15 protein-coding genes, 2 pseudogenes and 1 riboswitch are annotated in these 25,229 nt (G+C 73.8%); of the genes and pseudogenes, 14 read left to right on the top strand and 3 right to left on the bottom strand.

Features of this window, described 5'->3' with window-relative positions:
- Nucleotides 1–197 precede the first annotated feature (197 nt).
- From ACIP37_RS36360 to ACIP37_RS36330, 7 genes are all read left to right on the top strand, one after another.
- The gene (locus ACIP37_RS36360) at nt 198–1,382 is read left to right on the top strand and encodes a Gfo/Idh/MocA family oxidoreductase (RefSeq protein WP_363588391.1); all 1,185 of its coding nucleotides are present in this window, start codon (nt 198–200) and stop codon (nt 1,380–1,382) included.
- Nucleotides 1,379–2,509, top strand: coding sequence for a DegT/DnrJ/EryC1/StrS family aminotransferase (locus ACIP37_RS36355; RefSeq protein ID WP_363588389.1), 1,131 nt, complete (start codon nt 1,379–1,381; stop codon nt 2,507–2,509). Before ACIP37_RS36360 ends, ACIP37_RS36355 begins: the two co-directional genes overlap by 4 nt.
- A 104-nt stretch (nt 2,510–2,613) precedes the next feature.
- Nucleotides 2,614–3,615 carry an SMI1/KNR4 family protein gene (locus ACIP37_RS36350; protein WP_400809458.1) on the top strand — a complete coding sequence of 334 codons (1,002 nt, stop codon included), beginning with the start codon at nt 2,614–2,616 and terminating at the stop codon, nt 3,613–3,615.
- Nucleotides 3,616–3,675: 60 nt separating this feature from the next.
- Complete coding sequence (locus tag ACIP37_RS36345; protein ID WP_400809456.1) at nt 3,676–6,216, top strand: SUKH-4 family immunity protein; 2,541 nt, start codon at nt 3,676–3,678, stop codon at nt 6,214–6,216.
- A 266-nt stretch (nt 6,217–6,482) separates the two neighbouring features.
- Nucleotides 6,483–7,805 carry a hypothetical protein gene (locus ACIP37_RS36340; RefSeq protein WP_400809454.1) on the top strand — a complete coding sequence of 441 codons (1,323 nt, stop codon included), beginning with the start codon at nt 6,483–6,485 and terminating at the stop codon, nt 7,803–7,805.
- Between the two features lie 818 nt (nt 7,806–8,623).
- On the top strand, nt 8,624–12,253 hold the full coding sequence (gene mfd / locus ACIP37_RS36335; RefSeq protein ID WP_400809452.1) for a transcription-repair coupling factor: 3,630 nt from the start codon (nt 8,624–8,626) through the stop codon (nt 12,251–12,253).
- Between the two features lie 71 nt (nt 12,254–12,324).
- On the top strand, nt 12,325–13,353 hold the full coding sequence (locus ACIP37_RS36330) for a MazG family protein (protein ID WP_363619235.1): 1,029 nt from the start codon (nt 12,325–12,327) through the stop codon (nt 13,351–13,353).
- Between the two features lie 17 nt (nt 13,354–13,370).
- On the opposite strand, the gene ACIP37_RS36325 is transcribed toward ACIP37_RS36330, so the two are convergent.
- Nucleotides 13,371–13,796, bottom strand: a complete 426-nt coding sequence (locus tag ACIP37_RS36325; RefSeq protein ID WP_363588377.1) for an SDR family NAD(P)-dependent oxidoreductase — start codon at nt 13,794–13,796, stop codon at nt 13,371–13,373.
- A 275-nt stretch (nt 13,797–14,071) separates the two neighbouring features.
- Here ACIP37_RS36325 and ACIP37_RS36320 point away from each other — a divergent pair, with 275 nt between their 5' ends.
- The 7 genes and pseudogenes from ACIP37_RS36320 to ACIP37_RS36290 all read left to right on the top strand — a co-directional run bounded on the left by ACIP37_RS36320 (nt 14,072) and on the right by ACIP37_RS36290 (nt 22,315).
- The gene (locus tag ACIP37_RS36320; protein WP_400809448.1) at nt 14,072–15,367 is read left to right on the top strand and encodes a cytochrome P450; all 1,296 of its coding nucleotides are present in this window, start codon (nt 14,072–14,074) and stop codon (nt 15,365–15,367) included.
- A gap of 210 nt (nt 15,368–15,577) precedes the next feature.
- A riboswitch (cyclic di-AMP (ydaO/yuaA leader) is annotated at nt 15,578–15,745 on the top strand.
- Nucleotides 15,746–15,750: 5 nt separating this feature from the next.
- Entirely contained in the window at nt 15,751–16,668 is a 918-nt protein-coding gene (locus ACIP37_RS36315; protein WP_363588373.1) for a transglycosylase family protein, read from the top strand.
- Nucleotides 16,669–16,935: 267 nt separating this feature from the next.
- Nucleotides 16,936–18,222, top strand: a complete 1,287-nt coding sequence (eno, locus tag ACIP37_RS36310; RefSeq protein WP_363588371.1) for a phosphopyruvate hydratase — start codon at nt 16,936–16,938, stop codon at nt 18,220–18,222.
- A gap of 206 nt (nt 18,223–18,428) precedes the next feature.
- Nucleotides 18,429–18,941, top strand: a complete 513-nt coding sequence (locus ACIP37_RS36305; RefSeq protein WP_400845302.1) for a septum formation initiator family protein — start codon at nt 18,429–18,431, stop codon at nt 18,939–18,941.
- Nucleotides 18,913–19,452: pseudogene (locus tag ACIP37_RS36300) on the top strand (DUF501 domain-containing protein); the annotation flags it as partial. The gene ACIP37_RS36305 and the pseudogene ACIP37_RS36300, both read left to right, overlap by 29 nt.
- A gap of 131 nt (nt 19,453–19,583) precedes the next feature.
- Nucleotides 19,584–20,519 (top strand): Ppx/GppA phosphatase family protein, encoded by a 936-nt coding sequence (locus tag ACIP37_RS36295; RefSeq protein WP_063348031.1) that lies wholly within the window; start codon nt 19,584–19,586, stop codon nt 20,517–20,519.
- A gap of 428 nt (nt 20,520–20,947) precedes the next feature.
- Nucleotides 20,948–22,315, top strand: a complete 1,368-nt coding sequence (locus ACIP37_RS36290) for an NAD(P)/FAD-dependent oxidoreductase (protein WP_063348030.1) — start codon at nt 20,948–20,950, stop codon at nt 22,313–22,315.
- 200 nt (nt 22,316–22,515) lie between these two features.
- On the opposite strand, the gene ACIP37_RS36285 is transcribed toward ACIP37_RS36290, so the two are convergent.
- Together ACIP37_RS36285 and ACIP37_RS36280 are read right to left on the bottom strand one after the other, a co-directional pair.
- Nucleotides 22,516–25,074, bottom strand: a complete 2,559-nt coding sequence (locus ACIP37_RS36285; RefSeq protein WP_400809441.1) for an ABC transporter permease — start codon at nt 25,072–25,074, stop codon at nt 22,516–22,518.
- Between the two features lie 63 nt (nt 25,075–25,137).
- A pseudogene (locus ACIP37_RS36280) lies at nt 25,138–25,229 on the bottom strand (ABC transporter ATP-binding protein); the annotation flags it as partial.

Here is a 25,229-nt window from a genome sequence, read left to right as displayed (position 1 = left end):
CGACTTGTCCGCCGATTTCCCGAAACCACCCCCGGGCCGGGGGCACGGCCGGTACCGTTCCGGCAGCGAGGCCGAAGGGGATCCGGCCGACCGTCCGCGGACGCGCGGACGGGCCCGGACCCGGTGCCCGTGCCGGACGTTGGGGCCGCCGGGGTGGGCCCGCGCCCGCCCCGGCGGCGGAGCGAAGGGGCTCGTGGATGACGTCGGAGCAGCCCGGTCGGAACGGACCACGGCAGCGGTCGGGGGCCTGGGACGCGCAGGCCGCCAACCAGGCGCCCGGCGGGCACGTGCCCACGCCGGGCGAACCGCCCCGGCCGGCGCCGGAACGCCCGGTGGGCCTCGCCGTGGTCGGGGCCGGCTACTGGGGCCCGAAGCTGGTCCGCAACGCGCAGGACACCCCGGCGCTGCGGCTGCACTGGCTGTGCGACCTGGACGAGGCCAAGGCCCGTACCGTGCTGGGGGAGTACAGCACCGTCCGGGCGACCGGCTCCTACCGGCGGGTGCTCGACGACGAACGGGTCGGGGCCGTCGCGGTGGCCACGCCCGCGGCCGCGCACTACCGGCTGGTGCGGGCCGCGCTGGAGGCCGGCAAGCACGTGCTGGTGGAGAAGCCGATCACCACCTCCGCCGCCGAGGCCGCCGAACTGGTCGACCTGGCCGAGCGCAGCGGGCTGGTGCTGATGTGCGACCACACCTTCTGCTACACCCCGGTGGTGCGCCGGATCCGCGAGCTGGTGCACGGCGGCGAGATCGGCGACGTCCAGTTCTTCGACTCGGTGCGGATCAACCTCGGCCTGGTGCAGCCCGACGTGGACGTGCTGTGGGACCTCGCCCCGCACGACCTGTCGATCCTCGACTTCGTGCTGCCGCCCGGCGTCGAACCGGTCGGGGTGTCCGCCCAGGGCGCCGACCCGATCGGCGCTGGCCGGGCCTGCGTGGCGTACCTGACGGTCCGGCTGAGCAACGGCGCGCTGGCCCACTGCCACGTCAACTGGCTCTCCCCGACGAAGGTCCGCACCACGCTGATCGGCGGCTCCCGGCGCACCCTGGTCTGGGACGACCTCAACCCGCAGGCCCGGCTGGCCGTGCACGACCGCGGCGTCGACCTCACCCCGCCCGACCAGCTGACCGACGCGATCCGGCACCGGGCGCTGATCTCCTACCGGGTCGGCGAGATGGTCGCGCCCGCGCTGGTCGAGCAGGAGGCGCTGCGCAACGTGATGGCCGAGTTCGCCGCCGCGATCACCGAGCGCCGGGCCCCGCTCACCGACGGCCGGGCCGGGGTGCGGGTGCTCCAGCTGCTGGAGGCGGCCTCGCTCAGCCTCGAACTCGGCGGTGCCACCGTCCCGGTGGGGTCCGGGGACCGGGCGGCCACCCGGTGAGCGCCGGCATCCCGCCGGTCGACCCGATCCCGCTGGTCGACCTGGCGGCCGCGCACGCCGAGGTCGCGGCCGAGGTCCGGGCCGGCTTCGACCGGGTGCTCGCCTCCGGCGGCTACGTCAAGGGCCCCGAAGTGGACGGCTTCGAGCGGGAGTACGCCGACTTCACCGGCGCCCGGCACTGCGTGGGCGCCGGCAACGGCACCGACGCCCTCGAACTCGCCCTGCGCGCCCTCGACCTGCCGCCCGGCGGCGGCGTCGTGCTGCCCGCCAACACCTTCGTCGCCACCGCCGGGGCCGTACAGCGGGCCGGGCTGCGCCCGGTACTGGTCGACGCCGACCCGGCGCACCTGCTGATCGACCCCGAGCGGGCCGCCGGGGCGCTGCCCGGCGCGGTCGCGCTGCTGCCCGTCCACCTGAACGGCCAGCTCGCCCCGATGGGGCCGCTGCTGGAGCTGGCCGACGGACGGCCGGTGGTGGAGGACGCGGCGCAGTCCCAGGGCGCCCGGCAGCACGGGCGCACCGGCTACGGGCGGATCGCGGCCACCAGTTTCTACCCGGGCAAGAACCTCGGCGGCTACGGCGACGCCGGGGCGGTGCTCACCGACGACGACGAACTCGCCACCGCCGTCCGGCTGATCGGCGACCACGGCGCGCGCGAGAAGTACCGGCACGAGCGGTTCGGCTTCAACTCCCGGATGGACGCGCTGCAGGCCGTCGTGCTGCGGGCCAAGCTGCGCCGGCTGCCCGCCTGGAACGCCGCCCGCCGGGCCGCCGCCGCCCGCTACGACGCCCTGCTCGGCGGCCTCGACGGCCTGACCCTGCCGCGCACCGCGCCCGGCAACGAGCACGTCTGGCACTTGTACGCGGTGCGGATCGGCCCCGGCCGGGACCGCGACGCCGTCCTCGCCGCGCTGCGCGCCGCCGGGATCGGCGCCGGGGTGCACTACCCCGTCCCGGTCCACCTCCAGCCCGCGTTCCGTCACCTCGGCCACCGCGCGGGGGCGTTCCCGGTCGCCGAACGGGCCGCCCGCGAACTGCTCAGCCTGCCGCTGCACCCGCATCTCACCGAGGCGCAGCAGACCAGGGTCGCCGGGGTGCTGGCCGGGGCGCTCGGGCAGCGGCTCTGACGGTTCCCCTTCTCCCGGGCGGGGGCCCGGGCCCGGAGACGACCCCCTACGCTGGTGTCCAGCAAGCGCTTCGAGAATTTGCAGCAGCCAGTGGGGGCTCCCAGATGACGACAGGTCGGCCCGGCGTCGCCGCCGCACCGAACGCGGCGTACGCAGGTCAGGTGGTGCAGTTCCCGGACCCGGTCCGCGCGGAGCGACACCCCGCCGGGGTCCGGGTGGACGAGTACGGCTACCCGGACTTCGGCCCGTACGCCGCCGCCGCGGCCGAGGTCGCCGACCCGCCGGACGGCTTCGGCGTGGACGAGCTGCGGCTGACCGACTACGTGTCGGCCAACGCCGCGCTGTTCACCCAGGGCCACCCGCTCTGGGCCGACCTGGACACCGCCGTCGCCACCCCGCCCGGCTGGACCTGGCACCACGCGGTCGGCCGGGCCGCCCCCGGCTGGCGGCGGATGGAGCTCGTCCCGGTGGAGGTCAAGGCGCTGCTGCGGCACCACGCCGGCCTGGCCACCTCCGCCGCCGACCACACCCGCCGCGGCACCCGCCCGTTGCAGGAGCGCCGGCCCGTGCACTTCTCGCTGGCCAAGGACGGCGGCGACCCGATCGGCGTCCCCGAGGACCTGGTGCAGCGCGCCGAGGAGCGCCTCGGCTACCGGCTGCCCGGCGCCTACCGCACCTTCCTCAAGCTGGGCGGCGGCCGCGCCCCGGTCGGGGTGGCGCTGGACACCGAGCTCGGCATGCTGCTCGACCAGCCCTTCCTCACCCTCAGCGAGGAGTACGGCACCCAGGACGTCGTGTACGCCAACAAGTGCCTGCGCGACCACCTCACCAAGAACTACCTGGGCGTCGCCTACGCGCAGGGCGGCATCGTCGCGCTCAAGGTGCGCGGCGACCGGGCCGGCTCGGTCTGGTTCCACCTGTACGACGACGCCCGCGACACCGGCGCGCCGGAGGCCCCGGAGGACCGCTGCGCCCGGCTGCTGCTGCCCTGCGGCGAGGACTTCGACGCGTTCCTGCTGCGGCTGGCCGGCAGCCCGCCGGAGCTGGAGACGGTCGCGGAGCTGATGGTGGACGGCGGGTTCGCCCGGGCCGTCCCGGTGGACTGACGTGGCCGCGGCGGTGGAACGAGCGGGGACGACGAGGATGAGGGCAGGGGTGAACCGGGCGTGGTGACGTACGCGCAGGCGCAGGAGCTCGCCGAGGAGTGGATCAACGGCGGGGTGCCGCAGCCGCGGCAGCGCGAGGTACGGGTCCGGGAGTTCGACCTGGGCTTCGTCTGCTGGGCGGTGGCCCCCGGGGCCGGGACGGCGGGGCCGTCGGGGGCGGGGGACGGGTCGGCCGGCGAGGCGCGACTGGTCATCGCCCGGGACTCCGGCGCGACCACGCTCTGGCCCGCGCTGCCCGTCAACGAGGTGGTCCGGCAGTACGAGGAGGCGTACGGGCGGCCGGTCGCGGCCAACCCGGCGGGGGCGGCGAAGCCCGCGCCAGGGCCGGTCGAGGCGACGTCCTTCCTGCTCAGCCCGCCGCAGTGGCTGCAGGAGGCGGGGGCCGCGGCGATCGCGGCGGAGGCGGAGCGGCTGGGGGGCCAGGGGGCTCCGGCTGCCGTTGCTCCGGTGGCCGAGCCGCCCGCGCCGGTCGCTGCGGCGCCCGCCGTGCCGTCCGGTCCCGCTGGTTTCGCCGTCCCGCCGCAGGCCCCGGCCCCCGTGCCGGTGCCGCCGGCCGGGGCCGAGGCGGCCACCGTCCTGATGCCCGAGGGGCTGCGGACCACCGGCTCCGACGTGCCCGACGCGCCCGCGCCGGCCGGGGCCGAGGCCGCGACCGTGCTGATGCCGCCGGAGGGTGGCTACGGCATGCCGCCGGTCCCGCCGCCCGCCGCCCAGCCGCCCGCCGTCGTCCCGCTGCCCGTGCCCTCCGCCGTCCCGCCGCCCGCGGCCGTCGAGCCGGCGCCGACGCTGCTCGCGTCGCCGGACGCCGTGCCGGGGCTGATGGGCCTGCCGGGTGCGCCGTCCGGGCCGCCCGGCGGGGTGGAGCAGACGCCGACCGTCCTGGCACCGCCCGCCGCCGCCCCGCAGCCGGCCGCGCCGGTGGAGCACGCGCCGACCGTGCGCGCCGCGCCCGGCGGCCTGCCCGGCCTGGGCGGTCCGCCCGCTGCCTCGGCGCCCGGGGCTCCCGCGGCCCCGGCGCCGACTGCGCCGCCGCAGGCCGGGCTCGGCCGCAACCCGGGGTCGGCCCCGCCGCCGCCTCCTCCGGCCGCGCTGCGCGGTGGCGCGTCCGGTCCGGGCGCGCACGGCGTCGCGCTCGGCCGCAGTCCGGCCTCCGCCCCGCCGCCGCCCCCGCCCGCCGGGCTGCGGCACACCCCGGGGGCCGGCGTGCCCGCCGCGGGCCCCGGAGGCCGCGCGGCCGGTTCGACCCCGCCGCCCCCGCCTCCGGCGGGCCTGCGCGGGGCCGTCGCCCCGGCGCCCGCCCCGGTGCCGCCGGCCGCGCCCGCCTCCGGCGCGGCGTACGAGGCGACCCAGCTGGCCGAGGCGGTCGACCCGGCGCTGCTGGGCGCCGTGCCGGCCGACCCGGGCACCCCGCCGTCCGGCGGCCCCGCCGTCCCGCCGCCGCCCGGCGGTCCGGCGGCCCCCGCCGCGCCCGCGGCCGGGTACGGCTACCCGAACGCGGGCGGTGCGGCCCCGGCCGTCCCGCCAGCGCCGGTGCCCGGCGTGCCGCAGGGCGCCGCCGTCCCGCCGGGGGTGCCGGCGGTCGGCCCCGGCTACTTCGCCGCGCTGAGCTACCGGGGCCCGGACGGTTCCGAGCAGAAGCTGCTGCACCGCAGCGAGCCCGGCACCCCGCACCCCGAGTGGAAGATCCTCCAGGACCTGCGGCGGCTGAACGTGCCGCCGGAGCAGGTGCTGGAGCTCTACACCGAGCTGGAGTCGTGCGACCTGCCGGGCGGCTACTGCAACCGCATGATCGCCGCGTCCTGGCCGAACGTCCGGCTCACCCACACCGCCGCCTACGGCCGCGACCACGCGTCCCGGCAGGCCGGCATGGCCGAGCTGCTCGACCACCTGGACGAGCTGCACCAGCTGGCCTCCGGGGCCCAGCGGGTCCGCCCGTCCCGGGTGCCGCTGCCCGTGCCGGGGACGGTCCAGCCGCTGCCGCCGCTCCCGCCGCAGCAGCTCGCCCAGGAGCTCGGGGCGGCCTTCGGCCAGAACGTGTTCCGCTACGAGCAGCGCGCGGTCTCGCGTCAGGGCGTGCCCGAGCCGGTGTCGCAGGCCCTGGTGTGGGCGGGGCTGCCGCGCGACTTCGGCCCGTTCTTCTGGGCGCAGGCGCAGGAGGGTCGGCCGATCCCGACGCTCGCCGAGCTGGCCGCCGAGCGCGGTCTGCCCGCGGCCCCGGATTTCGGCGGCTACCTGGTGCTCGGCAACGACTACGGCCGCCAGCTCTGTGTCCAGTACGGCACCGCGAACGTGGTCGCCGTGGACGTCGACGGAACCGGCCAGCCGCCCCGGTTCGTCAACACGGGTGTACCGGAGTTCGTCCGCGCGATGGCCCTGCTGGGCCGGATGTGGCGGCTGCGGTACGGGCTGACCCCGGACCAGGCCGGTCGCTGGACGACCGACTTCCAGGCGCAGCTCGCCGCGATCGACCCGGCGGCCCTGCAGACGGCGGACACGTGGTGGGCCGTGCTGCTGGAGCAGTTCTGGGACGGCCTGCTGTAGCGGGTCGTCGCGGATCCTCGCAGGTGGGGAGGGGTCGTTCCGGTGTTTGGAACGACCCCTCCGGCATGCCGTCCCGGCTGTGCCTCGTTGGGGTTTCGCCCGGATCTGCGCAAAATAGGTCAAGAGGATGGGTCTTTTCGTCCGGTCCTCGACGTATTCCGGTCCGCCAGGCGTCCGATTTCGGCCCTGGCCGCCGAACCGGTTCCGGATCCGTCCGTTCCGTCCGATCATGGGCTCCGCAGCCCGCGACATGAGGGGAAGAGCCCATGAGCGACGCCGTCCCCGAGTACGGCTTCACCTCTGCCCGGCGCGGTTACGCGCCCGAGCAGGTCGACCGAGCCCTCACCGCCCTCACCGCTCAGCGCGACGAGGCGTGGGAGCGGCTGAGCGTCCTCGGCGCCGGGCTCCGGCAGATGGAGGCCCGGCTGGCCGACATCCGCCGGGCCGCCGAGGACGCCCCGGAGCCCGACTACGAGGTGCTCAGTGAGCAGGCCGCCGGACTGGCGGTGATGGCCCAGAACGAGGCGCGCGCCGTCCGGGAGAAGGCCGAGCGCTTCTCGGAGGATCTCCGGGACGAGGTCTACGAGGCCGGCCAGGCCCTCGGCCACGCCGCCAAGGAGTACGCCGCCACCACCCGCTCCGAGGCCGACCAGGCCGCCCGGCGTACCGACGAGCGCACCCGCGCCGAGGCCGAGGGCATCCGGGCCGAGGCCGACCGGGAGAGCCGCAGCGCCCGGGACGCCGCCACCTCCTACGCCGCCAAGGTGCGGGTGGCCGCCGCCGAGGCCGGCGAGCAGGCCGAGGCCGCGCTCGCCGAACTGCGCCGCAAGGCCGACGAGACCTTCGCCCAGGCCCAGACCAAGGCCGACGCCGAGGACGCCCAGGTCTCCGCGACCGCCGAGCGCCGGGTCAAGGAGGCCGAGCAGCACCGGGAGACCGTGCTCGGCCGGATCAAGCAGCTGGAGACCGACGCCCAGGCCAAGGCCGACCAGCTGATCGAGCAGGCCCGCCGGGAGGCCGAGCGGATCAACGCGGCGAGCGAACGCGAGCAGGGCGAGTTCGACGGCCGTCTGGAGACCGTGCAGAAGCACCTGGACCACATCAAGGCCACGCTGGCCTCGCTCACCGGCGCGGCGGTCGGCGCCATCGAGCCGGAGCGGCTGGCGGCGGCGGTCGCGGGGCCGGTCGCCGACGCGGCACCGGTGGACGCGGCGCCGGTGGACTCGGAGGCGGACACCGGCGAGATCGAGGTGGCCGACCTGCGGAAGGCCGTCGCACCGGCGGCGCGGGAGAAGCCGGTGGCCGGGCCGCGGATGCCGGTGGTGGGCGGGGCCGCCGCCGGGGCCGCGAGCGGTTCCGGCGCGCCCGCCGGCAAGGCGCCCGCCGGGGCGGTGGCGACCGGTCCGGTCGCGCCGGCCGCGGCGCCGCCGAAGCCGGTCGGACCGCCCCGGTCGGCGGAGACCGACAGGGACGGCGAAGGCGCCGAGAAGGAGCCGCAGGAGGAGACCCGGATCATCCCGAAGATCGTCATCGTGGACGACGGTGTCGGCTACGCCACCCCGAACACGGTGAGCTACCGGCGCCGCTGACCGCCGCGCCGGCGCCTCCGCCGGCGGCTCGCCCGTGATCAGCCCGGGTGGGCTTCGCGTCCTGGGCCCTGACCGCTCCCACCGGGCGGCCAGGGCCTGCGCGTTGCGGCCGACCAGCCGGCGCCGGCTGGTCGGCCGGGACGGCGAACCGAAGAGGAGCGGTACGGCTTCACCGCCGACCAGGGGCACCAGGTGATGACGTACGGCGTCGGCCCGTCCCGCCGGTGGTCGCCGCGCCCGTGGCGGCGGCGGTGGGCCGCAACGCGGCCCGGCAGGGCGGCGGCCATGAGTGAGGCCGAGACCCGTGGCGCCCTCCAGGAAAGGGCGCCACGGTTCCCGGCGCTTGGGCGGGCGCCCCCACCCAGGGTCGCCCGGCCTCGCACCTCCGACCCCCATCGGGGGTGCGACAGTGCCGCCACAGCCATCCCCCACGGTTGGGTGCGGCGGGCACATTCACCATGGTGCGCGATCTCCATGGACAGGCAGTGACAGGAGTATGTCCAGTTCGTGGCAGATCGCGGAGCCGAATCTGACCAGGGGCCGGACGGTTCGTCCACCGGCCGGTCCGGTGTTCCGTCCAGTGGTTCGTCCGCGGTCCGGTCGCGGTCCGGTCCCGGGCTCCGCCCGGGGGCCGTTCGTCGCCCCGGACGGTGGTTCGTTCCCGCCCGGCCCCGCCGGGCCGTACACCGCGTGCGCGTCCGTGCCGCGGCGTAGGCTGGAGACCCCCGGCCGCTCGGCGTGCCGGGCCGTTCGCGTTGCCCCGGCAGGCCGCTGCCGCCCGGAGGCAGCACCAGCCACGGGACGAAGAAGAGACCCTGATGAGTCTGACCGGACTGCTCGATGTCGTCGCGCGGGACTCGGCCCTCGCCGAGGCCATCGAGGCGGCGACCGCCACCGGAGCCGCGGCCGGCGGCCGCCGCCACCTGGACCTGGTCGGACCGCCCGCCGCCCGGCCGTTCGCCATCGCCGCGCTCGCCCGCTCGCTGGCCGGCCAGGCCGCCGGCGAGCGGGGCCGTCCGGTGCTCGCCGTCACCGCGACCGGCCGGGAGGCCGAGGACCTCGCCGCCTCGCTGCGCTCGCTGCTGCCGCCGGACGCGGTCGCCGAGTACCCGGCCTGGGAGACCCTGCCGCACGAGCGGCTGTCGCCCCGCTCGGACACCGTCGGGCGCCGGCTGGCCGTGCTGCGCCGGATCGTGCACCCGCGGGCGGACGACCCGGCGGCCGGCCCGGTGCAGGTGGTCGTCGCGCCGGTCCGCTCGGTGCTCCAGCCGCAGGTCAAGGGGCTGGCCGAGCTGGAGCCGGTGGCCGTCCAGCGCGGCGAGTCGCACGACCTGGAGGAGGTCGCCCGACGGCTCTCCGCCGCCGCCTACGCGCGTGTCGAACTGGTCGAGAAGCGCGGCGAGTTCGCCGTCCGCGGCGGCATCCTGGACGTCTTCCCGCCGACCGAGGAGCACCCGCTGCGGGTGGAGTTCTGGGGCGACGACGTCGAGGAGATCCGCTACTTCAAGGTCGCCGACCAGCGCTCGCTGGAGATCGCCGAGCACGGCCTGTGGGCGCCGCCCTGCCGCGAGCTGCTGCTCACCGACGAGGTGCGGGCGCGGGCTGCCGAGCTGGCCGCCGAGCACCCCGGGCTGGCCGAGATCCTGGACAAGATCGCCGAGGGCATCGCGGTCGAGGGCATGGAGTCGCTGGCGCCCGTCCTGGTGGACGACATGGAACTGCTGATGGACGTGCTGCCGCTCGGCTCGGTCGCCGTGGTCTGCGACCCCGAGCGGGTCCGAACCCGGGCCGCCGACCTGGTGGCGACCAGCCAGGAGTTCCTGCACGCCTCCTGGGTGGCGGCCGCGGCCGGCGGGGACCGGCCGATCGACCTGGAGACCATCGACGTCTCCGCCGCCTCGCTGCGCTCGCTCGCCGAGGTGCGCGAGCACGCCGCCGAGATCGGCCTGCCCTGGTGGTCGGTCAGCCCGTTCGCGACCAGCGAGTCCACCGTGAACGAGGTCCTGGAGTTCGACGCCAACACGCTCACCCTCGGCATGCACGCCGTCGAGGCCTACCGGGGCGACACCGCCCGGGCGATCGCCGACGCCAAGGAGCGGCTGGCCGCCGACTGGCGCGTCGTGATGGTGACGGAGGGCCACGGGCCCGCCTCCCGGCTCGCCGAGGTGCTCGGCAACGAGGGCATCCCGGCCCGGCTGGTCGCCGACCTCGCCGAGGCGCCCACCCGGGACGTCGTCTACGTCTCCTGCGGCTCGATCGAGCAGGGCTTCGTCGACGAGGCCCTGAAGCTGACGGTCATCACCGAGACCGACCTGTCCGGCCAGAAGTCCTCCACCAAGGACATGCGCCGGATGCCGTCCCGGCGCCGCAACGCGATCGACCCGTTGGCCCTGGCCGCCGGCGACTACGTCGTTCACGAGGCGCACGGCGTCGGCCGGTACGTCGAGATGGTGCAGCGCACCGTCCAGGGCGCCACCCGCGAGTACCTGGTGTTGGAGTACGCCCCGGCCAAGCGCGGCCACCCCGGCGACCGGCTGTTCGTGCCGACCGACCAGCTCGACCAGGTCACCAAGTACGTCGGCGGCGAGGCCCCGACGCTGCACCGGCTCGGCGGCGCGGACTGGGCGAAGACCAAGCAGCGGGCCAAGAAGGCGGTCAAGGAGATCGCCGCCGACCTGATCAAGCTGTACTCGGCGCGGATGGCCGCCCCCGGCCACACCTTCGGCCCGGACACCCCCTGGCAGCGCGAGCTGGAGGACGCCTTCCCGTACGCGGAGACGCCGGACCAGCTGACCACCATCGCCGAGGTCAAGTCCGACATGGAGAAGTCCGTCCCGATGGACCGGCTGATCTGCGGCGACGTCGGCTACGGCAAGACCGAGATCGCGGTGCGCGCCGCGTTCAAGGCGGTGCAGGACGGCAAGCAGGTGGCGGTGCTGGTGCCGACCACGCTGCTGGTGCAGCAGCACTTCTCCACCTTCGCCGAGCGGTACGCCAACTTCCCGGTGTCGGTGAAGGCGCTCTCCCGGTTCCAGAGCGACAGCGAGGCCAAGGCCGTGCTGGAGGGCCTGTTCGAGGGCTCGGTGGACGTCGTCATCGGCACCCACCGGCTGTTCTCCTCCGAGACCAGGTTCAAGGACCTCGGCCTGGTCATCGTCGACGAGGAGCAGCGCTTCGGCGTCGAGCACAAGGAGCAGCTGAAGAAGCTGCGCGCCAACGTCGACGTGCTCACCATGTCCGCGACGCCGATCCCGCGCACCCTGGAGATGGCCGTCACCGGCATCCGCGAGATGTCCACCATCACCACCCCGCCGGAGGAGCGGCACCCGGTGCTGACCTTCGTCGGCCCCTACGACGAGAAGCAGATCTCGGCCGCGATCCGGCGTGAACTCCTGCGCGAGGGCCAGGTGTTCTACATCCACAACCGGGTGGAGTCGATCGACAAGGCGGCCGCCCGGCTCAAGGACCTCGTCCCCGAGGCGCGGATCGCCACCGCGCACGGGCAGATGGGGGAGAACCAGCTGGAGAAGGTCGTCGTCGACTTCTGGGAGAAGGAGTTCGACGTCCTGGTGTCGACCACGATCGTGGAGTCCGGCATCGACATCTCCAACGCCAACACCCTGATCGTCGAGCGCGGGGACACCTTCGGCCTCTCCCAGCTGCACCAGCTGCGCGGGCGGGTCGGCCGGGGCCGCGAGCGCGGCTACGCGTACATGCTGTACCCGCCGGAGAAGCCGCTCACCGAGACCGCGCACGAGCGCTTGGCGACCATCGCCCAGCACACCGAGATGGGCGCCGGCATGTACGTGGCGATGAAGGACCTGGAGATCCGCGGCGCCGGCAACCTGCTCGGCGGCGAGCAGTCCGGGCACATCGCGGGCGTCGGCTTCGACCTCTACATGCGGATGGTCGGCGAGGCGGTGGCCGAGTTCCGCGAGTCGCTGGCGAACGGCGGCGAGCCGGAGGAGGAGCCGCTGGAGGTGAAGATCGAGCTGCCGGTCGACGCGCACGTGCCGCACGACTACGCGCCCGGCGAGCGGCTGCGGCTGCAGGCGTACCGCTCGATCGCGGCGGTCAACTCGGAGGCGGACATCCAGCAGGTCCGGGACGAGCTCGTCGACCGCTACGGCAAGCTGCCCGAGCCGGTGGAGAACCTGCTGCTGGTCGCGGCGCTGCGGCTGTACGCCCGGCGGTGCGGCATCGCGGACATCACCCTCCAGGGGGCCAACGTCCGGTTCGGGCCGGTGGAGCTGCGGGAGTCCCAGCAGCTGCGGCTGAACCGGCTCTACCCGCGCAGCCAGGTCAAGGCGGCCGCCCAGCAGCTGCTGGTGCCGCGGCCGAGCACCGGGCGGATCGGCGGCAAGCCGCTGGTCGGGCGGGAGCTGCTGGGCTGGTGCAGCGAGTTCCTGTCGGCGATGTTCGACGACCTGGCGGGGTCGAAGAAGTAGGACCCCGGCGGGAGGGGCGGGTCCCGTCGGGCCCGTCCCCGCCCCGGGCGGGCGGCGGGTAGGTTCGGGGTGTGACGACGAATGTTCCGGACGCGAAGCTGATCCTGCTGACGACCACCCACCGGGTGGCCCCCGGGTTGCTGGCGTGGCCGGCGTGGGAGGCGCTGCGGTCGGCGGGGCGGGTGCTGGCGGGGGACGCGGGGCATCCGCAGGTGGCGGCGGTGCGGCAGGCCGGGGTGGAGGTCGAGGTCGTGGCGGCGGGGTCGGCACCGGCGCTGGCGCGGCTGCTGACCGGGCAGCCGGGCGGGGCTGGGCCGACGGTGTGGCTGGGCAGCCCGGACGGGGATCCGGGGCTGACGGACGCGCTGGCGCGGCTGGCGGTGGAGCACGCCGGTGAGGTGCCGGAGATCGAGGTGCTGCCGGGGTCGTACGACCTGCCGGGGGCGCGGCTGCTGGACCTGGTGTCGGTGATGGACCGGCTGCGCTCGCCGGGCGGTTGCCCGTGGGACGCCGAGCAGACGCACGAGAGCCTGGTGAAGTACCTGGTCGAGGAGGCGTACGAGCTGGTCGAGGCGATCGAGGAGGGGGACCGGGAGACGCTGCGCGAGGAGTTGGGCGACGTGCTGCTCCAGGTGTTCTTCCACTCCCGGATCGCCGAGGAGCACCCGGCGGAGGCGTTCTCGATCGACGACGTGGCCGGTGACATCGTCGAGAAGCTGATGTACCGGCACCCACACGTGTTCGGGGACGTCGAGGCGGAGGGCGCCGCCGAGGTGGAGGCGAACTGGGAGCAGCTGAAGGCGGCCGAGAAGGCGGACCGGGAGTCGGTGCTGGACGGCGTGCCGGCCGGGCTGCCGTCGCTGGCGTACGCGGCGAAGCTGGTGTCGCGGGTGCGCCGGGCGGGCTTCGCGGGCGTGCCGGACGAGCCGTACGCGCTGCCGGCGGAGCTGACGGCGCAGTCGGCGGGCCGGCTGCTGCTGGCGGTGGCGCAGCGGGCGCACGACGCCGGGGTGGACGTGGACGCGGCGCTGCGCTCGGCCGCGCGCGGTTACCGGGACGCGGTGCGCGCGGCCGAGGGCCTCGGGCCGGTCGGCGAGTAGCGGGCCCGGGCAGGGCCTCAGGCGGCCGTGGCGGTGTTCTCGATCGGCCGCCGCTGCCGGGGGACGACTTCGCCGATGGCCTCGCCGACGAGGGCGAGGAGTTCGGCGAGGCGTTCGAGGTCGAGGCGGGCGGGCAGTTCGGCGAGCGAGACGATCCGCTCGCCGTCGGGGCCGGCGACGCAGAACAGGTCGATGGGGCCGAGGTGCTTCTCGGCGGTGTCGACGAGGGCGGCGACGTCGCTGGGGCGGCGGATGTCGCCGCCGACGCCGACGACGGGGCAGCCCGGCCGGTCGAGTTCGGTGGCGAGGTCCTCGGCGACGCCCGCACGCTGGTCGGCGATCAGCACTCCGGCGGCGCCGGCGGCGGCGAACCGGCGGGCGAGCTCGGCTCCCGATCCGCCGTCGAGTACCGCGATGACGACGACTGCCCCGCTGACCCGCATGGTCTGCTCCTCCCTGTGGGCGACACCGCACCGGCGCCCACGATTTCTGCGGAGGATCGTAGGCAGGTCCTGACCCTCCGCAACAGGGATTACCCCTCAGGTGACCAGGGTCACGCCCGCCACCCGGCCAAGAGCTGTCCAAGAGCTGTCCACGGACCGTCCACGGGGCGTCCACGGAGCGTTGGCGGGCCGTCCGCCGGGTGTCGACGATCCGGCCCCGCCGGTCGCGTCCGCCGGAGGCGGTGCGGCCCCGACCCACCGGATACGGTCGACGCATGCCAGTGCAGCCCGATCCCGCCGCCCCGCAGCTCTTCACCTGGGAGTTCGCCACCGATCCGTACCCCGCCTACGCCTGGTTGCGCGAGCACGCCCCGGTGCACCGCACGACGCTGCCGAGTGGGGTGGAGGCCTGGCTGGTGACCCGCTACGCGGACGCTCGGCAGGCGCTGGCGGACGGCCGGCTGTCGAAGAACCCGGCACACCACAGCGAGCAGGCGCACCGCACCGGGCGGGTGGGAATTCCGGGGGAACGCCAGGCGGACTTGATGACGCATCTGCTGAACATCGACCCGCCGGACCACACCCGGCTGCGCCGGCTGGTGTCGAAGGCGTTCACGCCGCGCCGGGTGGCGGAGTTCGAGCCGCGGGTGCAGCAGCTCACGGACCGGCTGATCGACGGCTTCGCGCAGCGCGGTTCGGCGGACCTGATCCACGAGTTCGCGTTCCCGCTCCCCATCTACGCGATCTGCGACCTGCTGGGCGTGCCGGCCGAGGACCAGGACGACTTCCGGGACTGGGCCGGGATGATGATCCGGCACGGCGGCGGCCAACGCGGCGGCGTGGGGCGGGCGGTGAAGCGGATGCGGGCGTACCTGCTGGAGCTGATCCACCGCAAGCGGGCGGATCCGGGTGATGACTTGATCTCGGGCCTGATCCGGGCGAGCGACCACGGCGAGCACCTGAACGAGAACGAGGCCGCCGCGATGGCGTTCATCCTCCTGTTCGCGGGGTTCGAGACGACCGTCAACCTGATCGGCAACGGCACGTACGCGCTGCTGCGCAACCCGGAGCAGCGCAGGCTGCTGCAGGAGTCGGTGGTGCGCGGCGAGACGGCGCTGCTGGAGACCGGGATCGAGGAACTCCTGCGCTACGACGGGCCGGTGGAGATGGCGACGTGGCGTTTCGCGACGCGGCCGCTGTCGATCGGCGGGGTGGACATCCCGGTGGGCGATCCGGTGCTGGTGGTGCTGGCCGCGGCGGATCGCGATCCGGCCAGGTTTGCGGACGAGAACACCCTGGACCTGGCCCGCACGGACAATCCGCACCTGGGTTTCGGCCACGGGATCCACTACTGCATCGGCGCCCCGCTGGCCCGCCTGGAGGGGCGGAGCGCACTGGCCACGCTGCTTTCCCGGCTGCCGGACCTGCGGCTCGCGGAAAACCCGGAGAACCTGCGCTGGAGGGGCGGCCTGATCATGCGTGGCCTGCGGGAACTCCCGGTCGAATTCACTCCGGAGACCCGCTCTCCGCACGCGCCGCCGGTCGCGCCGACCGACGCCCCGACACGCTGACGGCATGTCTCCGGCGGTTCGTGGAGCCGGGCCTGAACCCGCATTAATCCGGACATACCGCCGCCGTTGGTAGGCGATTGACCACGCGCCGTAATTTGTGTGTGATATCGGTGATATGAGCTTGTTATTGGTCTGATGATCTGTCTACTCTCCCTGGAGTTCGCAGCTGCGGACCTCGTGCGCGGAACGCCGAATCCTGCCCGCCGCGTCACGGGAAACCGACCAGACCCTGGGCAGGGGCGGGGGAACCAGGTTTGTTGCCGTTCCCCGACGGCTTGGGGTGAAGCCGCCCGAGCGGAATCGTTTCCGCTTTCGGCGGCCGGGCCACCTCCCGGTCCGAACCCGACAGCTCACCTCGCAGGCGTGCGGAGAGGGACCTCTTCATGCTGTTCGTTGGAACCGGCCGCCACCGCCGTCGCACCCAGACCGAGAAGGCCATCGCCGTCGCCGGTGTGGCCGGCGTCGGACTCGCGATGCCGCTCCTCACCGCCACCGGCGCCTCCGCCGCCCCGGCCTCCACCTGGGACGCCGTCGCCCAGTGCGAGAGCGGCGGCAACTGGAGCATCAACACCGGCAACGGCTTCTCCGGCGGCCTGCAGTTCACGCCCAGCACCTGGAAGGCGTACGGCGGCACCTCCTACGCCCCGCAGGCCAACCAGGCCAGCAAGGCGCAGCAGATCTCGGTCGCCGAGAAGGTGCTGGCCTCGCAGGGCCCGGGCGCCTGGCCGGTCTGCTCCCAGAAGGCCGGCCTGAGCAAGGGCGGCGCCCCGGCCTCCGTGGACACCTCCACGGACGCCAAGCCCGCCAAGCAGTCCGCCGCCAAGCCGACCCAGCAGGCGCAGGCCCCGAAGCCTGCCCAGCAGCCGGTCAAGCAGGCCGCCCCGAAGCCGGCCGCCCAGCAGCCCGTCCAGCAGGCCCCGCAGCAGACGCAGCCGCAGACCCAGGGCTTCTCCGGCAAGGCCGGCTGGGACGCCGACGCGAAGGTGTACTGGTACCAGAACAACGGCGCCTGGTACTGGACCAGCCACCAGAGCGTCTACCAGCAGTACGCGGGCCAGCCCGCCGCCCAGCCGCAGTACGCGCCCCGCGCCGCGCAGCCCGCGCAGTCCGCCCCGGCCGCGCAGCCCGCCGCCGCGCAGGGCGGTCACGACTACACCGTCCGGGCCGGCGACACGCTGTCGACGATCGCCGCCGCCCAGGGCGTGTCCGGCGGCTGGCAGTCGGTGTACGACGGCAACCGCGGCACCGTCGGCGGCAACCCCAACCTGATCATGCCCGGCCAGGTGCTGCACCTCGGCTGAGCGGCCCGGGCCCTGAACGGCCCGCGCCCTGCGGGCGAAGGGGGACGGGACCTGTCCCCCTTCGCCCGCATTCCCCCGTATTCGCCCGCTTCGATCGGGCAAGCAGGTGAACTACTGGTGGGTAGCCGGGCCACACGCTGAGACGGGACCGAGGCCAGCGCGGCCCCGGGGGCCGGGGCGGTTAGGCTCTGGTCGTAACGACTCCGCAATCGTCCCGCCGGCAGCACCCAACGTCAGCCGGACCCTGCTTCCGCAAGGAGATGCCTCGTGCCGTCCATCGATGTCGTCGTAGCCCGTGAGATCCTCGACTCGCGTGGCAACCCCACGGTCGAGGTCGAGGTCGGCCTCGACGACGGCAGCACCGGCCGTGCCGCTGTCCCGTCGGGTGCCTCCACCGGCGCCTTCGAGGCGCTCGAGCTGCGCGACGGTGACAAGAACCGCTACTTCGGCAAGGGCGTGGAGAAGGCCGTCCTGGCCGTCATCGAGCAGATCGGCCCGGAGCTGGTCGGCTACGACGCCACCGAGCAGCGCCTGATCGACCAGGCCATGCTCGACCTGGACGCCACCCCGGACAAGTCCTCGCTCGGCGCCAACGCGATCCTGGGCGTCTCGCTGGCCGTGGCGCACGCCGCCTCCGAGGCCAGCGACCTGCCGCTGTTCCGCTACCTGGGCGGCCCGAACGCGCACGTGCTGCCCGTTCCGATGATGAACATCCTCAACGGCGGTTCGCACGCGGACTCCAACGTCGACATCCAGGAGTTCATGATCGCCCCGATCGGCGCGGAGTCCTTCTCCGAGGCCGTCCGCTGGGGCGTCGAGGTCTACCACACCCTCAAGGGCGTGCTGAAGGAGCGCGGCCTGTCCACCGGCCTCGGCGACGAGGGCGGCTTCGCGCCGAACCTGGACAGCAACCGCGAGGCCCTGGACCTCATCACCGAGGCCATCCAGAAGGCCGGCTACGTGCCCGGCCGTGACATCGCGCTCGCCCTGGACGTCGCCGCGTCCGAGTTCTACGAGGACGGCGCCTACCAGTTCGAGGGCAAGGCCATCTCCGCCGCCGAGCTCATCGAGTACTACGCCGAGCTGGTCGACGCCTACCCGCTGGTCTCCATCGAGGACCCGCTGGACGAGTCGGACTGGGACGGCTGGAAGGCCATGACCGTCAAGCTGGGCGACAAGGTCCAGCTGGTCGGCGACGACCTGTTCGTCACCAACCCGGCCCGCCTGGCCAGGGGCATCGAGACCGGCACCGCCAACGCGCTGCTGGTGAAGGTGAACCAGATCGGCTCGCTGACCGAGACCCTGGACGCCGTCGAGCTGGCCCAGCGCAACGGCTACCGCTGCATGATGTCGCACCGCTCCGGCGAGACCGAGGACGTCACCATCGCCGACCTGGCCGTCGCCACCAACTGCGGCCAGATCAAGACCGGTGCCCCGGCCCGCTCCGAGCGCGTCGCCAAGTACAACCAGCTGCTGCGCATCGAGGAGATCCTCGACGACGCCGCCGAGTACGCCGGCCGCGGCGCCTTCCCGCGCTTCCGCTCTGCGGAATAGCCAGCACAGCCGCTCCGCGGAGTAGCAAGCACGGCCGCTCCGCGGAGCAGCAGGCTCAGCCGCTCCTCGGAGCAGCGAGCACGGTCGCTCCGCCGACCGGTGAGCACGCCTGACCGGTGCCCCGCCGTTCACCCCGTAGGGTGGACGGCGGGGCACCGTCGCGACCAGGAGGGGAACGGGAGATGGCAGGCTGGAGGATCCCGGGCTTGGCGGCCCGGCCTCGCTTCACGAGCCGGGCGACCGTCCTCGTCCTGGTGCTCTGCTCGCTGGTGGCGATCCTCGCCTACCCGACGCGGCAGTTCATCTCCCAGCGCGCCGAGATCTCCGCCCAGCAGGCGAAGGCCGACCGCTCCCGCCAGCAGGTCGAGCAGCTGCGCCGGGAGAAGGCCCGCTGGCAGGACCCCGAGTACGTCAAGGCGCAGGCCCGTGTCCGGCTGCACTACGCGATGCCGGGGGAGACCCCGTACATCGCGGTGGATCCGGCCGGTCCGGCCGCCGCCCGGCCCTCGGCGTCCGCCTCCGGTGTCGCTGCCGGCGCCGCCCCGGCCGCCTCCGACGGCGCGCCAGGCGGCTCGGCGCGGGCCGCCAAGCCCTGGTACGCCAGCATCTGGGACTCGGTCGACGCCGCCGACACCACCGACGCCGCCGTCCCGGCCCCCGCCTCCCCCCGTCCGCTCCCACCGTCCCCCGCTGGAGACACCTCCCCCCATGACCACTGAGAACCACCCCGCCGTCTCCGACGCCGACGTCGCCGCCATCGCCGCCCAGCTCGGCCGGGTGCCGCGCGGCCTGCGCGGCGTGGCGCACCGCTGCCCCTGCGGCAACCCGGACGTCGTGGAGACGGCCCCCCGACTGCCGGACGGCACGCCGTTCCCGACGCTGTACTACCTGACCTGCCCCAAGGCCGCCTCGCTGATCGGCACCCTGGAGGCGGACGGCGTGATGAAGGAGCAGACCGCCAGGCTCGCCGAGGACCCGGAGCTGGCCGCCGCCTACCAGAAGGCGCACGAGGACTACATCGCCCGGCGCGATGCCATCGAGGTGCTGGAGGGCTTCCCGAGCGCCGGTGGCATGCCGGACCGGGTGAAGTGCCTGCACGTGCTGGTCGGCCACTCGCTGGCGGCCGGCGAGGGCGTCAACCCGCTCGGCGACGAGGCGATCGGCCTGCTGGAGGACTGGTGGGCCAAGGGCCCCTGCGTCTCCCCGGCCGAGGTCGAGGCCGCCGGTGAGCGGGTCGCCCGCAACCGGGCCAAGGACCAGGACCACCAGGCCGTGATCGATGCCAAGCAGCAGAAGGCCGCCGAGCGCGCCGCGAAGAAGCGGGCCGCCGAGGAGTCCGACGCCGGGGAGTCCGCGTGAGCATGACCCGGGTGGCCGCGATCGACTGCGGCACCAACTCGATCCGGCTGCTGGTCGCCGACCTGGACCCGGCCACCGGGGAGATCACCGACCTCGACCGCCGCATGATCATCAACCGGCTGGGCCAGGGCGTGGACCAGACCGGCCGGCTGCACCCGGACGCGCTGGCCCGCACCTTCGCGGCCTGCCGCGAGTACCGGGAGGTCATCGCCGGGTTCGGGGTCGGCCCGGAGCGCACCCGCTTCGTCGCCACCAGCGCCTCGCGGGACGCCGAGAACAGCGACGAGTACGTCGAGGGCGTGCGCGCGATCCTGGGCGTCGAGCCCGAGGTGGTGAGCGGCGAGGAGGAGGCGCACCTGTCCTTCGTGGGCGCCACCAAGGAGCTGACCGGCGGCCAGTTCCCGGCGCCGTACCTGGTGTTCGACCTCGGCGGAGGCTCGACCGAGTTCGTGCTGGGCGGTGCGGACGTGCAGGCGGCGCGCTCGGTGGACATCGGCTGCGTCCGGCTCACCGAGCGGCACTTCGGCGGCGCCGAGCTGCCCTCGCCGGAGCAGATCGAGACGGCCCGGGCGCACGTGCGGGCCGAGCTGGACAAGGCCGAGGAGGTCGTCCCGCTGCGCGGCGCGGCCACCCTGGTGGGCCTGGCCGGGACGGTCACCACGGTGTCCGCGATCGCCCAGGACCTGCCGGCCTACGATTCGGCGGCGATCCACCACTCGCGGATCGGCCGGGAGCGGGTCGCCGGGATCGCCCGCGAGCTGCTGGGTGCCACCCACGCCGAGCGCGCGGCCATCCCGTCGATGCACCCGGGCCGGGTGGACGTGATCGCGGCCGGCGCGCTGGAGCTGCTGGAGATCATGGAGCGGACGGGCGCGGCCGAGGTGGTCGTGAGCGAGCACGACATCCTGGACGGCATCGCCTGGAGTATGGCCTCCTGACCTCCTGCGAGCCTTACCCGACCGGCCCCGGCACCCCTTTCGGGGGTCCGGGGCCGGGGCACGCCCGGACCGGTGCGGGAAAGTTCGTGAATTTCTTCACATGGCGATCCAGTCATTCGTCGCAGCTGCTCGCCCGCTACGTCCGAAATGTGGGACCGAAGGTCTGCTCGCCGTGACGACCCCTGGATCGCAGGTCAAGCCTCGGTTGAGGTTTGAAAATCGAAATCACGAGCGGGAACCCGGGCACCGTACGGATCGTTGCTGCTCAGCAGGGTGGTATTCCGGCGTGCGCTCACGAGGGGGCGCCCGAGGCCGCGAGTCGGCGCGCCGGGCCCGGATTTGCGGCCGCGCAGTGTAGCACGGGGTGTCCAGAAGCTTGTGACCGGGCTCACGAAGGCTGCTCCGGACGGTGCTGGATACTTTCGGATATGAGCACCACGGAGCGTCCTCGCATCCTCATTGTCGGCGGTGGTTACGTCGGCCTGTATGCCGCGATGCGCATCCTCAAGAAGATGCGTTACGGCGAAGCGACCGTCACGGTCGTGGACCCGCGGTCGTACATGACGTACCTGCCCTTCCTCCCCGAGGCGGCCGGCGGCAACGTCGCGCCCCGCAACCTCGTCGCGCCGCTGCGCAGCGCCCTCAAGAAGGCGGAGGTGCTCACCGGTGCGGTCACCGGTGTGGACCACGCCCGCAAGGTCGCCACCATCCAGCCCGCGGCCGGCGACAGCTACGAGCTGCCCTTCGAGTACCTGGTCGTCGCGACCGGCTCGGTCTCCCGCACCTTCCCGATCCCGGGTCTGGCGGAGCACGGCATCGGCATGAAGACGGTAGAGGAGGCCATCAGCCTCCGCAACCACGTCATGGCCCAGCTCGACAAGGCCGAGTCCACCGCCGACGAGGAGGTCCGCCGCAAGGCCCTGACCTTCGTCGTCATCGGCGGCGGCTTCGCCGGTGTCGAGACGATCGCCGAGGTCGAGGACATGGCGCGCGACGCCGCCAAGATCTACAAGACCGTCAGCCGTGACGACATGCGCTTCGTCCTGGTGGAGGCGGCCAACCGCATCCTCCCGGAGATGGGCCCGGACCTCGGTCTGTGGACCAAGGAGAAGCTCGAGGAGCGGAAGATCGAGGTCTACATCGAGACCTCGATGGACTCCTGCGTCGACCAGCACGTGGTGCTGAAGAACGGCCTGGAGATGGACGCCTCCACCATCGTGTGGACGGCCGGCGTGAAGCCGAACCCGGTGCTGGCCAACTTCGGCCTGCCGCTGGGCCCGCGCGGCCACGTCGACACCGCGCCGACCCTCCAGGTCCAGGGCTTCGACTACGTCTGGTCCGCCGGCGACAACGCCCAGGTCCCGGACCTCGCCTCCGGCGAGGGCGCCTGGTGCCCGCCGAACGCGCAGCACGCCGTGCGCCAGGCCGCCGTCCTCGGTGACAACGTCATCTCGGGCATGCGGGGCTTCCCGCAGAAGAACTACGAGCACAAGAACCTCGGTGCGGTCGCCGGCCTGGGCCTGCACAAGGGCGTCGCGATCCTCTTCGGCAAGGTCAAGCTGAAGGGCCGTCTGGCCTGGTGGTTCCACCGCGCGTACCACGGCGCCATGGTCCCGACCATGAACCGCAAGGTCCGGGTCTTCACCGACTGGACGCTGGCCATGTTCCTGAAGCGCGAGATGGTCGGCCTCTCCCAGATGGAGCAGCCGCGCCTGCCGATCCAGGAGGTCACGGCGCCCACGAAGCCCGTGGAGGCCGCCAAGCCGGCCGCCGAGAAGGAACTCGCCAGCAAGTAAGCGACTGAGACCCCGGTGTGGGAGCACCGGGGTATGAGTCGGAGGCCCTCCGCCCGGCAGTGTCGCCGGACCACGACCTCCGTGGTGCTCAGCCGGCCGTGCGACCGGGCGGAGTACAGAAGTAGAAGGGCCCCTGCCGAAACCCTCCGGCAGGGGCCCTTTCTCGTCGTCCGCCCGCTGGGCGGGCCCGTGAGGGGCGGTCAGTCGGTCTTGATGCTCGCCAGGATGTCCAGCTTGGACGCCCGGCGGGCGGGCCAGATCGCGGCCACCAGGCCGACCACCCCGGCCAGGGCCAGGAACAGCGCCAGCTGGCCGAAGGGCAGGACGGTGGTCAGGCCGCTCAGGCTGGACTTCAGGGTGCCGTTGATCGCCCAGGCGATGAAGCAGCCGAGCAGCAGGCCGATGCCGGCGCCGAACAGCGAGATCACCACGGACTCCAGGCGGACCATCCGCTTGATGCCCCGGCGGTCCAGGCCGATCGCCCGCAGCATCCCGATCTCGCGCTTGCGCTCGAAGACCGACATCGCCAGCGTGTTGATCACGCCCAGGATCGCGACCAGCACGGACATCGCCAGCAGGCCGTACATCAGGTTCAGCGCGAAGGTGATGGTCTGGCTGAAGTCGTCGCGGACGTCCTGCTTGGACTTGACGTCGATCACCGGGTTGGCGCCGGTGGCGTCCTTGAGGGACTGCTTGAGCGCGGCGGTGGCGCCGTCCTTGCCCTTGACCAGGACGTCGGTGATGTAGGGCTTCGGCTCGTGCTTGGCGACCTCGCTGTTGGCCAGCAGGACCGGGCCGAGCATGCCGCCCTTCTCGTACACGCCGCCGACGGTGAGCTGACCGGTGGACTGGTCCGGGTAGGAGACCGCCACCGTCGAGCCGGCGGTGAGGTGGAGCTTCGTGGCGAGGTCCTGGTCCACCAGGACCTTGCCCTGGCCGAGCGCGGCGGTGGCGCCGCTGGTCAGCTTGACCTCGGCGAGCTGGTCGAAGGAGCCGGCGTCCATGCCGGTGATCGTCACGCCGCTGCCGTCGAACTTCCAGTCGGCGGTCGTCACCGCGGAGGAGGCGGCCACCCCGGGGGCCTTGGCGATCTGCCCGGGCACCTGCTCGGACAGGCTCATGTGGTTGGCGCCCGAGACCATGTAGTCGGACTTCATCGAGCTGGTGACGGCCTTGTCGATCGCGCCGCCGACCGAGGCACCGATCACGGTGAGGCCGCTGACCAGGGTCAGGCCGATGGTGAGCGCGGCGGCGGTGGACGCGGTGCGGCGCGGGTTGCGGACCGCGTTCTGCTGGGCGAGCTTGCCCGGGGTGCCGCCGAGCCCGCGCAGCAGCGGGCCGATCAGTGCGACCACCGGGCGGGAGAGCAGCGGCAGCAGGACGAACACGCCGATCAGGGCGAGCAGGGCGCCGAGGCCGACCGGCAGGCGGCCGCTGTCGTTGCCGGTGGAGGCGCCGAAGCCGATCAGCGCGAGGCCGCCGGCGGTGAGCGCCGAGCCGATCGCGTTGCGGACCAGCAGGCTCTTCTGGCTGGTCGGCTGGTCGCCGCTGCTCATCGCCGCTACCGGGGCGATCCGGGCGGCGCGCACGGCCGGCAGCAGGGCGGACAGCACCGTCACCAGGACGCCGACGGCCAGGGTCACCGCGATGGTGAGCGGCTTGATGACCAGCGTGCCGTGCGGCATGTTCTCGTTCAGCCGGCCCATCAGGGACTGCATGCCGGCGCCGATCCCGATGCCGGCGAGCAGCCCGGCCAGCGCCGCGACGGTGCCGATCGCCAGGGCCTCGACCAGCACCGAGCGGGTGACCTGCTTGCGGCTGGCGCCGATCGCCCGCAGCAGCGCGAGTTCCTTGGTGCGCTGGGCGACCAGCATGGTGAAGGTGTTGGCGATGATGAAGATGCCGACGAAGAGCGAGATCCCGGCGAAGACCAGCAGCATGGTGCGCATGCTGTCGGTGGCCTTGGTGATCATCTCCTGCTCGTCGGCCTTGAGCTTGGCGCCCGTCTCGACGTCGAAGTGCCGGTCGGACGGCACCTTGGGCTGGACCTGGGCGAGCAGCGCGTCCTCGCTGGTGCCGGGCTTGGCGGTGAGCACGATGCTGCTGAAGTGGCCGGGCTCCAGCAGCAGTTGCTGGGCGGTGGCGCGGTCGAACAGGGTGAGGGTGCCGCCGCTGTTCACCACCGGGTCGTCGGTGGTGAAGACGCCGGTGAGCTTCGCCTCGATCACCGGGCCGTTGATGGCGATCCGGACGGTGTCGCCGATCCTGTAGCCGGCCTTGTCGGCGGTCTTGCGGTCGAGGGCGATCTCCTTGCCGTTCTTCGGGCCCTGGCCCTCGGCCATCGGGTAGCGCGGGTCCTTGCCGTCCGCGGCCGGGGCGAAGTTGGCGCCCTTGGCGGCCCAGAACTGGCCGATCAGGTTGCCGCTCCGGTCGGCGACCCCGGTGAAGCCGCTGACCACGCCGCGGGCGTTGGCGGTGCCCGGCAGGGCGGCCAGCTGCTGGACGGTGGCGTCGGTGAGCGAGGCGTTGCCGCTCTCGCCCTTCGGCTTGGCGCTGGTGCGGGGGCCGGCCGAGTAGTCCACGACCTGGACCGAGACGTCCGAGTAGCTCTTGGAGCTGTTGTCCCGCATGGCCTTGCCGAAGGTGTCGGAGAAGACCATGGTGCCGGCGACGAAGGCGGTGCCGAGCATGACGGCCAGCGCCGTCATGAGGAGTCGGCCCTTGTGGGCCAGCACGTTGCGCAGTGCGGTGCGGTACATGGGGTGTCCTGGGTTTCGCGTAGGGGCGGCGGCTGGGCTGGCGGGCCCTGGCTGGTGGTGGCTCTAGCTGGTGCGGCCCTTGGCGTCGAAGCGGCGCATGCGGTCCAGGACGGTGTCGGCGGTGGGGTGGTGGAGTTCGTCGACGATGCGGCCGT

The organism is Kitasatospora sp. NPDC088861, assembly GCF_044750105.1.
GTDB lineage: Bacteria > Actinomycetota > Actinomycetes > Streptomycetales > Streptomycetaceae > Kitasatospora.
This window is presented reverse-complemented; position numbering and strand designations above follow the sequence as displayed.